The organism is Akkermansiaceae bacterium (genome assembly GCA_024233115.1).
Classification (GTDB): Bacteria; Verrucomicrobiota; Verrucomicrobiia; order Verrucomicrobiales; family Akkermansiaceae; genus Oceaniferula.
In genome coordinates this window covers 220,872-234,943 of sequence record JACKQB010000003.1, presented here as the reverse complement: position 1 = coordinate 234,943, position 14,072 = coordinate 220,872, and the positions used below count along the sequence as shown (strand labels likewise).

The 14,072-nt window shown below is 56.1% G+C and carries 12 protein-coding genes; 7 read left to right on the top strand and 5 right to left on the bottom strand.

Features of this window, described 5'->3' with window-relative positions:
* Positions 1-46: 46 nt before the first annotated feature.
* Positions 47-1,165 (bottom strand): hypothetical protein, encoded by a 1,119-nt coding sequence (locus H7A51_08915; protein ID MCP5536338.1) that lies wholly within the window; start codon positions 1,163-1,165, stop codon positions 47-49.
* 69 nt (positions 1,166-1,234) lie between these two features.
* Here H7A51_08915 and H7A51_08910 point away from each other — a divergent pair, with 69 nt between their 5' ends.
* Positions 1,235-2,371: a hypothetical protein gene (locus tag H7A51_08910; GenBank protein ID MCP5536337.1), complete on the top strand. Its 1,137-nt coding sequence runs from the start codon at positions 1,235-1,237 to the stop codon at positions 2,369-2,371.
* An 85-nt stretch (positions 2,372-2,456) separates the two neighbouring features.
* On the opposite strand, the gene H7A51_08905 is transcribed toward H7A51_08910, so the two are convergent.
* Positions 2,457-2,981: a hypothetical protein gene (locus tag H7A51_08905; protein MCP5536336.1), complete on the bottom strand. Its 525-nt coding sequence runs from the start codon at positions 2,979-2,981 to the stop codon at positions 2,457-2,459.
* Positions 2,982-3,169: 188 nt separating this feature from the next.
* Here H7A51_08905 and H7A51_08900 point away from each other — a divergent pair, with 188 nt between their 5' ends.
* Positions 3,170-4,081, top strand: a complete 912-nt coding sequence (locus tag H7A51_08900) for a CDP-archaeol synthase (protein ID MCP5536335.1) — start codon at positions 3,170-3,172, stop codon at positions 4,079-4,081.
* A 4-nt stretch (positions 4,082-4,085) separates the two neighbouring features.
* The gene (locus H7A51_08895) at positions 4,086-5,255 is read left to right on the top strand and encodes a 1-deoxy-D-xylulose-5-phosphate reductoisomerase (protein ID MCP5536334.1); all 1,170 of its coding nucleotides are present in this window, start codon (positions 4,086-4,088) and stop codon (positions 5,253-5,255) included.
* On the opposite strand, the gene H7A51_08890 is transcribed toward H7A51_08895, so the two are convergent.
* The 3 genes from H7A51_08890 to H7A51_08880 form a co-directional block, all read right to left on the bottom strand.
* Positions 5,230-6,114: a PEP-CTERM sorting domain-containing protein gene (locus tag H7A51_08890; protein MCP5536333.1), complete on the bottom strand. Its 885-nt coding sequence runs from the start codon at positions 6,112-6,114 to the stop codon at positions 5,230-5,232. The genes H7A51_08895 and H7A51_08890 overlap by 26 nt on opposite strands.
* Positions 6,115-6,178: 64 nt before the next feature.
* Positions 6,179-10,045 carry a choice-of-anchor D domain-containing protein gene (locus H7A51_08885; GenBank protein MCP5536332.1) on the bottom strand — a complete coding sequence of 1,289 codons (3,867 nt, stop codon included), beginning with the start codon at positions 10,043-10,045 and terminating at the stop codon, positions 6,179-6,181.
* Positions 10,046-10,088: 43 nt separating this feature from the next.
* Positions 10,089-10,925, bottom strand: a complete 837-nt coding sequence (locus H7A51_08880; protein MCP5536331.1) for a DUF1460 domain-containing protein — start codon at positions 10,923-10,925, stop codon at positions 10,089-10,091.
* A gap of 318 nt (positions 10,926-11,243) precedes the next feature.
* Here H7A51_08880 and H7A51_08875 point away from each other — a divergent pair, with 318 nt between their 5' ends.
* The 4 genes from H7A51_08875 to H7A51_08860 all read left to right on the top strand — a co-directional run bounded on the left by H7A51_08875 (position 11,244) and on the right by H7A51_08860 (position 14,037).
* A complete protein-coding gene (locus H7A51_08875; protein ID MCP5536330.1) occupies positions 11,244-11,624 on the top strand; it encodes a hypothetical protein in 381 nt (126 codons plus the stop codon).
* A 124-nt stretch (positions 11,625-11,748) separates the two neighbouring features.
* Positions 11,749-12,573 carry an undecaprenyl-diphosphate phosphatase gene (locus H7A51_08870; GenBank protein ID MCP5536329.1) on the top strand — a complete coding sequence of 275 codons (825 nt, stop codon included), beginning with the start codon at positions 11,749-11,751 and terminating at the stop codon, positions 12,571-12,573.
* A gap of 103 nt (positions 12,574-12,676) precedes the next feature.
* Positions 12,677-13,273, top strand: coding sequence for a M23 family metallopeptidase (locus tag H7A51_08865; GenBank protein ID MCP5536328.1), 597 nt, complete (start codon positions 12,677-12,679; stop codon positions 13,271-13,273).
* A gap of 5 nt (positions 13,274-13,278) precedes the next feature.
* The gene (locus tag H7A51_08860) at positions 13,279-14,037 is read left to right on the top strand and encodes a thermonuclease family protein (protein MCP5536327.1); all 759 of its coding nucleotides are present in this window, start codon (positions 13,279-13,281) and stop codon (positions 14,035-14,037) included.
* Positions 14,038-14,072 lie beyond the last annotated feature (35 nt).

Sequence of the window (14,072 nt, the reverse complement as noted above, 5' to 3'; positions counted from 1 at the left end):
AAATGGTGATTAAAAAAGAAAAAAGGGTAATGGCGAAATCGACTGCTTACGTGAACCGGCTGAGTATGAAATTCGCAGCCGTATGGGCGGCGGACGGTCGGGCCTGGCGGGTGAGGTTCCGCTTCATCGCCCTCCAGCCGGCGGCCTGATCGCCGAGCATTCCGCGCAGGTTGGAGGCGAGTGCTCCCGGGGTGTCGGCCAGGTCGCCCCCCTTGAGATGGCGCAGTAGGTTGAGGTTGCCCTCTTCCTGTCCAGGGACGAGGTGGTGGATCAGCATCGGGCAGGAGGCAGCCAGTGCCTCGTGCACGGTGGCTCCACCCGCTTTGCCGACAACGAGATGGTGGTTGTTGAGTAGCTCGGGGACCTTGCTGGTCCACGCCTTGATCCGGACGCGACCGGGGAAGGTGTCTTTGATTTCACGTGCCCGGCTGTAGAGCTTGCGGAAATTTTTGCCAAGCACGATGGTGACTGTGGTGGTAGTGGCCGTCGTTTCCAACAACTCCCGTGAGACGCGGCGGACGTGGGGTTTTTTGGGGGTGGGGAAGTAGAGAATGCGGAACGGGTCCAGGTCGTCATCGGCGGTGACCGGATTGAGGTCAGCAAAGTGGGGGTCAACAGGGAAGCCGGTTTCAATAATCCGAGTTTCGGGTAGGCCTTGCCTGATCAGCGACTCCCGGGTGCGTTGATCCGTCACCAGCCAGTAGTCGGTCGGTGCTTTTCGCCAGGCGGCATTGATTTCGATGGAATCAGTCACCACCGTGATGACGGGCACCCTGGGAATACCATCCTGGAAGATGCGTTCGAGGAAATAAGGATAGAGAGGATAGGTGCTGACAATGACTTTGGGCTGATGCGCAACGATAAGTTCCCGTAATGTGTTTTCAGGTTTGCGCATGAACGGAATGCGGTCTTTGGAAAAGTCCTGTCGTTCCGTCGAGAGATAGATTTTTCGCCACAGCCAAGGGGCATGCGTGGTCACCTCGCGGTAAAAATTCTGTAACTGCTTGTTGACGAACGGCGCACCCATGGCGCAGGGGTCGGCATAAATGACCGAGGCATGGGGTTTCAGGGCACGTTGCAGATTGAGGGCGGCACTGTTATGCCCCTCACCGAAACCAGCGGTAAGTATGAGTATATCCGCCTTGTTACTCACAGTGGTGCTCACGGAGGCGAACAATAAACGTGCTAGATGGTTGCGTCGATACAGCAATTAGGCTATTTCTCAATAAAACGTATGAAAGATGCCGACCCGAACAAACCGGAGCTAAGAGTCCTCCCTGAAGTGTCGAGTGATGACGGACTCGAGCGGCTGCCGCGCCCGGAGCCAGGTCGCCCCCAGGGGAGATATGCCGCAACGGGCGAAGGTGCCCTGCCTCAAGAGCAGGCATCCGATGCGGTGGAGGTGCTCCGGCCCGATCACAAGGCACGGGTGAATGCCAAGAGTCTGGAGCCTGATGTCGCTGAGATTATGGATCACGATGGAGCTGCTGTCAGCTCCGAAGACGGGTGGGGTGTGGCTGTGAAGAAGGCGCCGCCCCTGGGCTGGTTTGTCCTGGCGGGGATGCTGATCTGTGGCCTTGCGATGTGGGCGGCCGTCACCGTGTTTAAAGCAGAGCCGGAACGGAAGGTCACGGAAGCGGAAAAGAAGGAGCTGGTTATTGATAAGATCAAGGAGACCAAAGAGGTCCGACAAACCCTGAACGCCATGAGGTCCTGTGTCAGCGGCTATCTAACGGCAACCAGTATCGATGAGAAGCTTGCCTTCGTAAGGCACCCCGAACGGGTCAGGCCACTGATGGAACACTACTATCAGACACATCCGATGAAGGCTGAAAGCTTCCGGCAGTTTGAACGAATCCGCTCTATGGGGCTTGAGACATTGTCATTTGTCTATGGACAGGTGGAACTCAAAAACGGGAAGAAATACAAACTCCTGCTTGAGCAGTTAGAGGATGGGACATTCAAGGTCGACTGGGAGAGCGACGTTTGTTATCTGCCGGTTCCCTGGGATGAATATCTCAGTGGAGAGGTGAAAAAACCCATGGTGATGCGGGTTTTTATCAAGCGGGACACTTTTTTCGCCTACGAGTTCCGTGATGAGGCGATGTATGATTGTTATCAGCTGACAGCCCGGGATTCGGACGATCATTTATTTGGTTTTGTGAAAAAGGGCAGTGAGACCGCGATGGATATCAATCGTTTTATCGGGCGGGTCAAGGAGCACGGGGGCAACGATCGTGAGCCGATTATGCTGGAGATCCGGTTTCCCGATGACACGCGTTCAAAGAAATGTGTCGTGATTGATCGCATGGTGGCACCGCGATGGACCTATGTAAAATCACCGGAAGCTGACGAGGGGTCGGATCAATAAAAAAACGGAAGAGCCGTGAGACTCTTCCGTTGAATGAGGGTGGTAACTTGTAGGTTGGATAAACTACCGCAGATTGTTTTGCGGATTAATCCTGTGCACCGGGGCCGCGTTTAGGTTTTCCCTTGCCTCTGGGGCCAGGGCCGCCCTTGCCTTTGCCAGGACCACGTTTGGCGGGTGGTCCCACCATTGGGCCGGCGTCGGGATAGTTTTCCTTGACCCACTCGCGGACGCCTTTGCGCTCCTCTTCGCTGAGTTTGCCGTCGCCGTCCTTGTCAAATTCCTTGAGAACGGCAGCGTGGATTTCCTTGCGTTTGGCGGCAATGGCCTCACGAGCGGCCTTTTTCTCCTCGTCGCTGAGTTTGCCATCGCCATCGGTGTCGTGCTTCTTGATGAATGCAGCACGGCGGGCTTCCATGGCTTCCTTGGCAGCGGCTCGCTCTTCTTCGTTGAGTTTGCCGTCACCATCCTTGTCGAACTTCTTGAGTAGCTCCGGATGAGGGCCACCGGGACGCTTGCCGTCACGTGGGCCTTTTTTGCCGTCGCCTTCGGCATTGGCTGTCATCGACAGAGCGATAGCGGCAGCGATGCCTGTCATGAGTGTTTTGGTCATTTTCATATGGGTTGCTTTTTGGGTTGTGTTGTTTCCTGTTGCTCCTCCGAACTGTTAAGGAGGTTGCGACATGTAAAACCAGACCGGATTACGATGGTTGCAAAATAGTTGTCTTTTTTCGGGATCTCGCAATTCACCTGCAAATCTCATTGCCAGCCAATACACAACCCGCTTGGATGTCCCCGCTCATGAGTCATCAGGAACCGCAGAAAAAAACCAAAGCCCAGGTATTCGGGGCCAGATTGTTCAGCACCTTGCTTCTCTGGGCGATTGTGACCGGGGTGTTCCTCAGTGGCAGCGCCTGGGCATTTATCACCCTGATGATGTTGATGGCGCTGTTTGGCACCTGGGAGTATTTCCAGATGACGCAAAGAGGCGGCATGCCATCGCAGCCGAAGTGGGGAATGGTGGTTAGCCTGGTATACCTGCTGGTGATCGGCTGGAAATTGGGCACAGGCGGTAATGCCGCCCTCGATGCGCTGCTGGAGCTTGATGTCGCATTTGTCCTGCTGGTGGTCATGGGTGGTTTTGTTTGCCAGCTTAGGCGAGCCGTCGATGGTAAGAATACCGTGACGGAAGTGGCGGTTACGACCCTGGGTTTCATTTATGTCGCGGTCATGTTCAGTTTTCTGCCGCGGCTTCTGTTTGTGCCGGATGGTGCCGGTGCCGTTCCTGGTGCATGGTTGGTGATTTGGCTGACTGCGGTGACCAAGTTCGCCGATATGGGGGCATACATCACCGGCTCTCTGATCGGCAAACACAAGATGATCCCGCACATCAGCCCCGGTAAAACCTGGCAGGGGTTTTTTGGTGGACTGGCATTCTCCCAGCTTGCTGGCTGCGGTTTGTTTGCCTTGTTGCCCGAACAGCTATCCATACTCGGTGGCTGGGGCTGGGTCATCGGGCTGAGTCTTTTGCTTTCATTGTTAGCCATTGTCGGGGATCTTGCCGAGTCTGTGCTCAAACGCAGTATCGGGGTCAAGGACTCCGGTAACACCCTGCCCGGCATCGGTGGTGCCCTCGACCTGATTGACAGTCTTTGTTTTACCGCTCCCGTCCTCTACTTTGTCCTTCGATGGATACCACATTGTGCCTGCTGATCTGATGAAAAAACGTAAGGTTGTCTTGTTAGGTTCGACGGGTTCCATTGGAACGAGTGCGCTCAAAGTAGCCGCCGATATCCCCGAGCGCATGGAAATTGTCGCACTCGCGGCGAACTCGAGTGTTGAATCCCTGGCCCGCCAGGCACGTGCCACGGGGGTCAAACACGTAGCCATCCATGATGTTTCAAAGGAGTCCGAACTACGTGCCGCCTTGCCTGACGATGTGAAAATCCACCTGGGTGCAGAGGGCTTGCTGGAGGTATCCACCTTGGCGGAAGCGGATATGGTCCTGGTGGCCATCGTCGGTACAGCCGGTCTGCAACCCGCCTTGGCTGCGATTGAGGCAGGTAAGGACTTGGCGGTGGCCAGCAAGGAAATCCTGGTCATGGCCGGTGAGCTTGTGATGACGGCGGCAGCGGATAAGGGGGTGCATGTGCTCCCGGTCGACAGCGAACACAACGCCATCTACCAGTGCCTCCATGGGCACCTGGGGGGTGAAAAAGAAGTATCCCGGCTCATTCTAACAGCTTCGGGTGGTCCGTTCCGCCAGACCCCTGCGGAGGAATTGGTAAACGTGACCGTCGAGCAGGCGTTGAACCACCCGACCTGGGACATGGGGAGAAAGATCACCATCGATTCCTCCACCTTGTTTAACAAGGGTCTGGAAATGATCGAGGCGCGCTGGTTGTTTGGGATTGAAATGGGGCGCATCGATGTGATTGTCCACCCGCAGAGTATTGTGCACTCGATGGTGGAGTATGTGGATGGCAGTGTGCTGGCTCAAATGAGCAGCACGGATATGTGTTTCCCCATTCAATATGCGGTAACGTGGCCGGATCGCGTTGCGGGTGGGCTGAAACCACTTGATTTTGCCGAACTGGCACGCCTTGATTTTGAAGCACCTCGCTATGATGATTTTCCGGCGCTCGACCTTGCCCGTTGGGCCGGGGAAACGGGCGGGACTCTGCCCGCTGTTTACAATGCGGCTAATGAAGTGGCTGTGGACGCTTTTTGCGATGGCCGGATTGGTTACACCGACATCTGGAAGACCGTACAGCGCGTCATGGACCAGCATGTTGTCTCACCCGCTGATTCCCTTGAGGTCCTGGTCAAGGCTGATGAGGCGGCACGTCAGGATGCACAGGCTATCTGCGGCGCAGCAGCAGAGTGAGCGCACCAAGTGTGAGGCAAAGCATGGAGGATGGCTCGGGTATATTGACGAGGGTGAGCGATTCTCCACCAACGGCAAGGATCAGATTTATTTCGGAAACATAATTGGGCACAAAAGTTGAGCCTGAATAACGCGGGTTGCCACCTTCAGCAGGGTTGTTGAACCAGTGAATGCCAGTGAGGACAAGATCGTCGCCCGACGTAACAAATAGCGGCGCTCCGGAGTCCCCGGAGATGAGGTATGCTTCATCGGCTCCCAGGCTTTCCGGTGTGAATCGATCATCATCGAAGGTGATGGCGTCGCCTATCGTGGGTAGGTCTTCGAATTCGCCAAAACCGTCCAGCTCATTGCGTCCTACACGAAAGGATGTGGTGCTCGTTCCTACATCGCGCCCTACCACAAAGGCCTCGCGGTCTGAGTAAACGGATGACGCGAAGCCTCCTGGTGAGATGGCATCCGCCGCCACGGCATAGATGGCAATGGTAGGCCCAGGGGCAGAGCTCAATTTACCGATGACCAGATCAGAGCTACCCACCTGGGTAATACTCAGCACTTCGCGTGCGACGGTGGTGCCCGCTGGATTATTATCCGTGTGGAAAATAATATCATTTCCCACCGTAGGCGCGGCATGTGCGGCTGAAATAAAGTAAGTGGCAGAGATCATGGTAGCCCATCGTGTGGCACCACCACTTTCAAGCCCGACACCGGTCCAGTTGTTCGCTGAGCCGATGAAATCCTCGGGATCAACAGGGTTCGCATACCGGTGGTGTTTATCAGCCTCGTATGCCTGTAAAGACAGGGCGGCTGATGCCTGGGTTGCGAGCGAGCAGAATACACCGATTATCAGGATGCTTTTCATATTGGAGTTGGACGGATGGATTGACTGAAGATGCAAATTTTTTTGGCTACACATAACGACGAGTCTAGTTCTCAACAATTTTCAACCGTAGGAACCGGCGCGTGGTAGGGATTTCCGAATCAGTCACGATGACTTGGACGGGTGAACTGCCTGATTCGACAACTGAAAAAGCGGCGGTGTTCGTGGTGGCTGCCCCCGCAGTGCTGATGGCGATCTCTGGCCAGGCCGACAGGTCGTTTGTGGCTTGCACAATGTAGTTGATGTCTGTTTTCAGCGGGTAGCGGTTAAACTGGATGCTGAGCCGCCCGTTGGCATCCTCCGAGTGGACAGGGCGTATGGCCGTACTGTCATTGATGTTAGGGTTGCCACCGAGGGCATACTCTACCAGGTTTTTCATGCCGTCTGCATCCGGATCGGCGTTGTTGGCTCCGTTGCCTGAGTCGGCGGACGATCCGAAATGCGTTTTCCTCCAACTGGCTAACGGGCCGAGCTTGATGGCCGAAACCGCGAAGGTATAGGAAGACTCATTGCTGTCATTGGAGGGGACGGTGACCGTGGCATGGTGTGTGCCGGGAGGCGCAGCTGCGGGGAAGGTGACTTGAAACGTGGTGCTCGCCCCGGGCGCCAGGCTGCTGGTTGCGGGCTGCGTGATGGTGAAGTCCGTTCCGCTAACGCTGACGGTGCCCAGGGTGAGCGTCGCTGAGCCGGCGTTATGGATGGTGTAGCTGCGCACCAGATCAGGGTCGCTGATGCTGCGTTCCCCGAAGTCGGTGTGATTGGAACTGTGGCTGGCCGCGCTGTTGTAGGCGATTGTTAGGTTATTGCCGGTCAGTGTTATTTCAGGGGTCAGGATGCCGCCTTCCATATCCAGATCCACGTTAATGTCCGGAGTGTCGGGGTCGTTTGAGGAGACAGTAAGACAGCCGAAATAGGAGCCAAAGGGAAGCGTGGCCGGATCGAAGGTGAGGGTGGTATTGGTGGTATTCGAAGGAGTGGTGGTGCCCATGGCCGGGCTGGCTGTGAGCCAATTGCCTGTCGTGGCAGCAGGGGGCAGGATGCGGACCGCCATGGCATTGGCAAGGTAGGTCGTGTTGGCGGAGACCGTGAGCCCTTCACTCAGGGCGCTGTTTTGCATACCCACGGTGTAGTGTTCGGTAGTAGGAACCGTCTTGTAATGCAGCTGGATTTCGCCACTTGATTTGAGGATGATCTGACAGCTGAGACGCTCATCGCCCGTGGACGGGGAGGCGCTGTATTGGTAGACTCCCTCGTATTGAATGATGAATGTATCCGGATCGGTTTGCAGGTAATAGACCCGTCCCTGGTCGGCTTCGGCAAACGATGAACGTAGATCGAGATCGTCCCAATACACAGCGATCATACTGGCTGGTGCTCCCAGGCTGGGGAGGTCAGGGACGTTAGATGGTGCGTCGGCCCAGCTTCCGAAGGTGATAAAGCCTTCGGTGGAAACGATCACCGAGCTGTGGCTTGTGGCGAAAAACGGAAAGCTGAACCCGATCGGGATACTCGCGCTGCCGCCGTTGTCAGTGGGGTATGAGGTGCCACTCCATGTGGTGATTTCTGTGCCTACCGAAGATATGTCGTTCCATTGGTAAACGGGACCCGAGGCGTGATTGGAATCCCGGTGCGTGTACTTCGAGGTCAGGGTGTAGTCGAGATTACCGAGGCCGTTGTTGGTAATCGCCATGGTTGCAGTGTCGGAGGTGCCGGCAGCGAGGGTTTTGGTAAAGCTGGTGACCGGCACACTGATGTCAGGAGTGTTAGGGATGCCTGTGCCGCTGATGGCAAAAGCATAACTGGCTTCATCCGGATCATCCGAGCTGATGTGGACGGTGGCATCGCGCGCGCCCAAACCTGTTGGCGCGAAGTTGATGCTGAAGGTGGTTTGATTGCCTGCTGAAATCGGGTTGGTGGCAGGTTGTAGAGTGACTGAGAAATCAGCCGCATGGGTGCCGGTGAGCGTTACAATGGGGGCACCTGACAGAGTGAGGTCAGTGGTGCCATCGTTGCTGATGGTGAAGGTGCGCGACTGGGTGAAGAGATTGATTTCCCCGCTGCCAAAGTAGGTGTGGTTTGCCTCCAGCGATGCGCTTGTGCCCGACTGCACAGGCTGCCCATTTCCTGAAATGGAAATCTCTGGCCCCGTGACCGCTCCGGGAGTGGCGTCGTGGAATACTCCCTGGCTGGAGTTTAAGTAGCTTGCCGAAGAGCTTGTTTCCAGTTTCACAGCCCTGACCATATAGGTATACGCCGTGTTAGGAACGCCGGAAAGGTCGTTGTAGCTGGTGCCCGTGACCAGGCTTGGGTTCAGCCTCGTAAAGCTTCCCGTGGTGTCTGCTCCAGCCAGTCCGCGGTAAATGGCGTATCCCTGGATGTTGGTGTCCGGCGAGGCTGTCCAGCTGAGCGAAACCTCACCGGGTGAGGTGCTGCTGCCCAGTGCACTGACTGGCAACACGGGGAAAAGTCTGAGGGTGGGGTCGCCCATGAGCGCGGCATGCACCATGCCGCCGCCCGCTCCGGTCGGGTAGTCGCCGAGGTTGTTCTGGGTAAGGCGGGCTCCGTAGCCGAGGGTTCTTCCTGTCGCCATTGAGTGGATATGCCAGTGCGGTCGGCCTGCCCACATGCTGGCGAGAGCCAGGCCATCGGTGGTGTTTGCAAGCGGGGCGCGGAGGAAGTTGTTGGTATTGTCCCAGTCGCCAAAATAACTGCCAAACAGCATACAGAACACGGCCTTGGAGTCGGTGCTGCCAAATTGGGCGGATGTTCCCACGCCACTGGCACTGGTGTAGGTTCCGCCGCCATCTCCGAACGCCCAGAGGTAGGAATTGCTTGCCAGGGTGCCAAACCAGTCGGCGCTGGTGATATTGCCCGCACCGAAAAACGAGGTGAAGTTCCACCATGCGTTGGATGCAAAGGCCTCGCCTCCAAAGTAGCCAAAATTGGAATCAACCAGACCCCGCCTTGGTATGTTGGTGTAGTTGCCCAGAAGGTGCCGGTAATCGTGGTTCCTCTGCAGATAGCGACGGAGCAGGTCGATTTCAGTGGTTCCCGCATCGGGGAAGACCGTCATGCCATTGAAGTCAACCCTGCCTATCTGGAGTTCCGCTGGACTGGGTAGGATCGACTGGTCGTATTTCCCGTCTCCGGGGATGTTTTGGGTGCGTGCAGGGGCGGTGGTATGGTTGACGGTGCTGTCCGTCCAGACACCGTCCATTTCCGCATAAAACACATCGGCTGGCCAGGCTCCCTGGTGGTTGTTGGTGTGGCCGTCCGGGACGATGTTTCCCGAGTAGGGCACTGGGACGCGACCAAAGACAAATACCGCGGCAACGTCGGGAGTAGCGGGGTTGTTATAGTGTCCGGTGATGACCGCCTTGACATCGGTGACCGTCTGGGCCGAGCCGATGTCCTCCCGGATGATGTGCCAGCCGTCCCCGGCAAGATCCTGCTGAAGCTGGGTGAGTTCGGTGGCGAGGCCGGCAGCAGCGGTGTCCCTGACAAGCAGGATCAGCGAGCCGCGCCGGTCAACCTCGGGAATGCGGATGCCGGTTTCAAGAAAGCCGGTGGAACTCAGCGGGCCGTTTGCAAAGAGGCGGACGATCCGGTATTCGTAACGGACTCCTTTCTCCACCGCCGTATCCGTGTAGGTGAGGTCACCGGGAAGCAGGGTTGCATATTCGCCTCCCCACGCGGCTCCTGGTTGGCGCCGCCAGATTTTCTGGTGGGTGATCGTGTAGGAGCCACTCGAGGGAGCGAGCCAGTTGAGCTGGATCTGGGCGGGGGAATCCTGAATGACCGCCGTCATCCGTATCGTTTTGTCATGGTTGGCCTGGGCGAGCGCGTGGGATATGGCAAGCCATGGAAAAGCCAGGACTAACAGACAGACGCGGGGGGAGTGGTAACGGGACATTGGAACGATGTCTGACTGACGCGTGGCTTGAGCCGCTATGCGATCATTTGGGGCGTGCCACGAGGATGCCTGCGTGTTTTTTGAACTGCTGAAGGTATCCCGAGATGGTGGTGTCGATGACGATTTTTTTATAAGTTGTCGAGGCATGCATAAACCGGGCCCGCCCCTGGGTATCCTTGATGATAATACCAACGTGGGAGCAGTAGCCGCCGTCATGGGAGCTTGCAATGCCGATAATATCGCCATTTTGCAATCGTTTTTCGATCCCGGCCACCTTGTGCTTCGGCACCATGTAAACGGGCATACGCGTGAGTCGGGCCTCGTGTTCGGCCATTCTTGGCAGGAGCTGTGGGTTGTGTTTCAAATAGCGATAGCTCTTCCAGAGAACCGTCATTTCCTGGCATCGATTATGCATCCGCGTGCTGGGGAAGGAGCGGGTCAGGTCCTTGATGTTGCCTCTTTTTCTGTTATCCGCATACCACTCGGCGAGGTAGTGGATCCGGTCGAGGTAGCTTCCATGGCATTGGCCATTCCGGTAGCGTGTCCACTCGATCTGCCGCAGTAGATCCCTCGGCTGGTAGGTGGTTTTCGGCGTTTCCAGCATCCTGCAAAAACACAAACAGGTTTCGAAAAACGTCCAGCAGTCCATGCCTTGGAAATTAACCGACGGGCTTTCCACGTGGTCATCGATTTCCAGAGTGAATGATTTGTAGGGGGTGCCTTCGAGTTCTTTGGCGACTTTCACCATGCGTTCACTCATGGGGAGTCGGCCCCACTGACCTTTCACAGCCTTGCGGGCCATACTCTGGAACTTGGCCTGCCCTTTGAAAGTGGTCGACAACGGAAGATGCTCACCTGCACTGAGAGTGAGGGGCAGCATGATGAGAAGATACACAAAAATACGCATAGATTAAACTTATGATGCGGGATGCATGGTTCTGCAATTAGAAAATAGGGCTTGTAAAAAAAAGTTAAGTCTTTCTGAGGGTTAAGATCCCAAGGGCGTTTTGTATCCAACAGCGATGGGTTACACAGGCAGGGTTGTTCGGACGGAGAAGATATGTTGAATCGTAAAAGGCTTAGAGATTCCGATTGTCAGCCGTGAAACAGGTATTGGAAAAGCGGCGCGTTAGACGAACACTGATTGGGTTGGGCGTGCTGCGGCACACTCAATTCCACCCTTAATCACATTCCTTACATGACAAATCCACACAACGTACGTGGAGCCGGTGTTTTGCAATCCGGCCTCACCCTCCCGGAGCTAACATTGACTCTTGCCGTAGTTCTAGCCCTTGTCGGTCTGCTTTTTACCGCCACCAGTTTGTATGCGGCCCATGCAGACAAGACCAGCTGTGTCATCGCTCAAACCCAGATGCGCAAAGCCCTTGTCTCGTATGCAAATATCTCCAACATGAGTTTTGAGCCGGGTGTCGATTATTACACGGAGGCTGTCTATTCCGGCCTATTCGACGGACAACTGACTTGTCCGGAAAGCGGCGGCGCATACAGCATTATGTTGGATGACAGGGGTCGGGATCTTGTGATCACTTGCAAGGATCATGGTGACCACCACCGCTAGGGGGGAGTCGTTGGAGCTTTCCTGGATTTGCGGGTCATCATGATTGCTGGTGAATGCACTTGCCCACAGTCGGGCTTGCCAGTAGCTTGCCCGCGGCTTCCCAACAGGAGCCTCTTTATCTATCATGGAAATCTGGAAAGCGATTATTGTTGGTATAGTGCAGGGACTGGCTGAGTTTTTGCCCATTTCCTCCTCCGGCCACATTGTGATCACCCAGTATTTGCTGGGAATCAGGGAAGTCGGGGGTGCCCACCAGCCGGATCTAGCCTTTGAGGTGATCCTGCACGTAGGAACCTTGGTGAGCGTGCTCCTGTTCTTCCGGAAGAGCCTGTGGCGGCTGGTCCAGTCGCTTTACACCAGGGATATGCCCGATGAGCGGCAAAAGATCATGTGGTTGGCGGTTGCCACCGTTCCCGCCGTGATTGCGGCCCTGCTGTTCAAGGATTTCTTCGATTCCGTGCCCGGAAAGCCGGTGGTGGTATCGGCCCTTCTCTATGTCACCGGACTGATCCTGTTTATTCCCCGCCTGGTCAGAAGCGGCGCAGAGAAGGTGGGTTTGAAAACTTCGATCATCATGGGGATCGGCCAGGCCTTTGCCATTTTACCCGGAATTTCCCGTTCCGGCTCGACGATCGCTGCGGGCCTGGTGAGCGGTGCCAAGGCCGAAAAAGCGGCTGAGTTCTCGTTTTTGATGTCGATACCCGCGATTGCAGGAGGTTTTGTGCTGACGATGAAAGACCGGATCGAGCAAACAGGCTCGTTTTCCGAAGCTCTGAAATCATGTTTCAGCATGCCCTATGTTGCCGGTGCCATTGCGTCGGCCATCGTTGGGTTACTGGCTATTTATCTGGTCATGGGTGCCGTGAAACGGGGGAAACTGGAGTATTTCTCCTATTACTGCTTTACGGTGGCCACGGCAGGAGTGCTGTATTTCTGGCTGGTAGCCTAGTGCCCATCTGTGCCAGACTCCCATAATCATCGTATTTGCAATGCTGCGTTTAAACCATCTTCGGCTTTATTGGGCTGGTGTGCTGGGAGGTTTACTCATCGTCATGAGTAGCTATTCCCGGGCAGAGGTGCGGATGTTGCTCGCCGATGGGTTTGATTATCCTGTGGGTAAACCCAACGCAACAGGGTATTACAAGGCGCGCGGCATGCGGCTGCGCCCGCCGGTCCATTTCGGTGAGGACTGGAATGGCACGGGAGGGGGGGACAGCGACCTTGGCGACCCCATTTACGCGATCGCCGATGGCGTGGTTATGTTTGCCTACGATTGCCGGGGTGGCTGGGGACGGTGCATTTTGCTCCGCCATGCCTATCGCGATCCGAAAACGGGAAAGATCAATTACATCGATTCCCAGTATGCGCACCTGCTTGGCATGTCGGTCAAAACAGGCGACTTCGTAAAACGCGGGCAGCAAATCGGCACCCTGGGAAGTAACCGGGGGATGTATCCGGCGCATCTCCACTTTGAAATGCGGCATAATCTTCAGATCGGCATGCAGCGCGAAAGTGTGCCGCGCGACTTGACGAACTGGGCGGATCCCACCAGTTTCATCCGCGCCCATCGCCGCCTTAAAAGGGACTGGCGCAAGCACCCTGTCCCCACCGGAACCTATACACCCTACAAGGGCCTCAAAGGGCTCTAGTTTTCATGGCGAAAAAAAAAGAAAAGACCGTCCTCGGCACCATCATTACGATCGTGGTGATCGCTGCCGTCGTATGGATGAAATACAACGAAGTGCGTGACGGCCAGGCACGCGATGGGGAGCTGCGCGACGACCAGGTCAGCGTCCCGTCGCCACCCGATCCCCCCAACCCCGGCAGGCCGACCCAACCCGGCGGCGATGCTGTCGATCAACCGCAATTGCGCCCGGTCAGCCTGTCATCGAGCCGCTACCAGGTCTGGAAAGACTGCACTCTGATCGATCGCAGGGGGAATGATGGCGATAGCTTCCATATCCAGGCGCCACACGGCAGCGAGGAGATCCGGCTCTATTACGTCGATGCCCCTGAGAGCGCGGCGAGGACCTACGGAAATGGCGATACCAATCATCAGCGTATCGCCGAGCAGGGGGCCGATATGGGTGGCCTCAACCAGCACGAAACCACTCAGGTGGGAGTGGCGGCCAAGGCGTTTACCAAGAAGCTGCTGAAGGGGAAAAAATTCACTGTCGTCACCCGTGGCGAGCGCGTTTATAACTCGCACCGGAAGTATGGCTTTGTCATAGTCGATTGGAATGGTCAGCAACGTTACCTGCACGAGCTGTTAGTCGCCAACGGGCTGGGTCGGATTCATACCAAACCCATGACACTGCCCGACAACACGGCAGCTTCACGCCAGAAGCAACACCTCCGCGAGTTGGAAAAATACGCCCAGAAACACCACTACGGCGCATGGGGTGTCCGCTAACACAATTATTCATTTTTCAATCCTTCATTTATTCA

Coding starts and splice junctions, on each gene's coding strand:
- H7A51_08865 (MCP5536328.1), top strand. CDS start 12,677: ATGAGTAGCTATTCCCGGGCAGAGGTGCGGATGTTGCTCGCCGATGGG.
- H7A51_08895 (MCP5536334.1), top strand. CDS start 4,086: ATGAAAAAACGTAAGGTTGTCTTGTTAGGTTCGACGGGTTCCATTGGA.
- H7A51_08880 (MCP5536331.1), bottom strand. CDS start 10,925: ATGCTGCCCCTCACTCTCAGTGCAGGTGAGCATCTTCCGTTGTCGACC.
- H7A51_08900 (MCP5536335.1), top strand. CDS start 3,170: ATGAGTCATCAGGAACCGCAGAAAAAAACCAAAGCCCAGGTATTCGGG.
- H7A51_08875 (MCP5536330.1), top strand. CDS start 11,244: ATGACAAATCCACACAACGTACGTGGAGCCGGTGTTTTGCAATCCGGC.
- H7A51_08885 (MCP5536332.1), bottom strand. CDS start 10,045: ATGTCCCGTTACCACTCCCCCCGCGTCTGTCTGTTAGTCCTGGCTTTT.
- H7A51_08910 (MCP5536337.1), top strand. CDS start 1,235: ATGAAAGATGCCGACCCGAACAAACCGGAGCTAAGAGTCCTCCCTGAA.
- H7A51_08890 (MCP5536333.1), bottom strand. CDS start 6,114: ATGAAAAGCATCCTGATAATCGGTGTATTCTGCTCGCTCGCAACCCAG.
- H7A51_08860 (MCP5536327.1), top strand. CDS start 13,279: ATGGCGAAAAAAAAAGAAAAGACCGTCCTCGGCACCATCATTACGATC.
- H7A51_08870 (MCP5536329.1), top strand. CDS start 11,749: ATGGAAATCTGGAAAGCGATTATTGTTGGTATAGTGCAGGGACTGGCT.
- H7A51_08905 (MCP5536336.1), bottom strand. CDS start 2,981: ATGACCAAAACACTCATGACAGGCATCGCTGCCGCTATCGCTCTGTCG.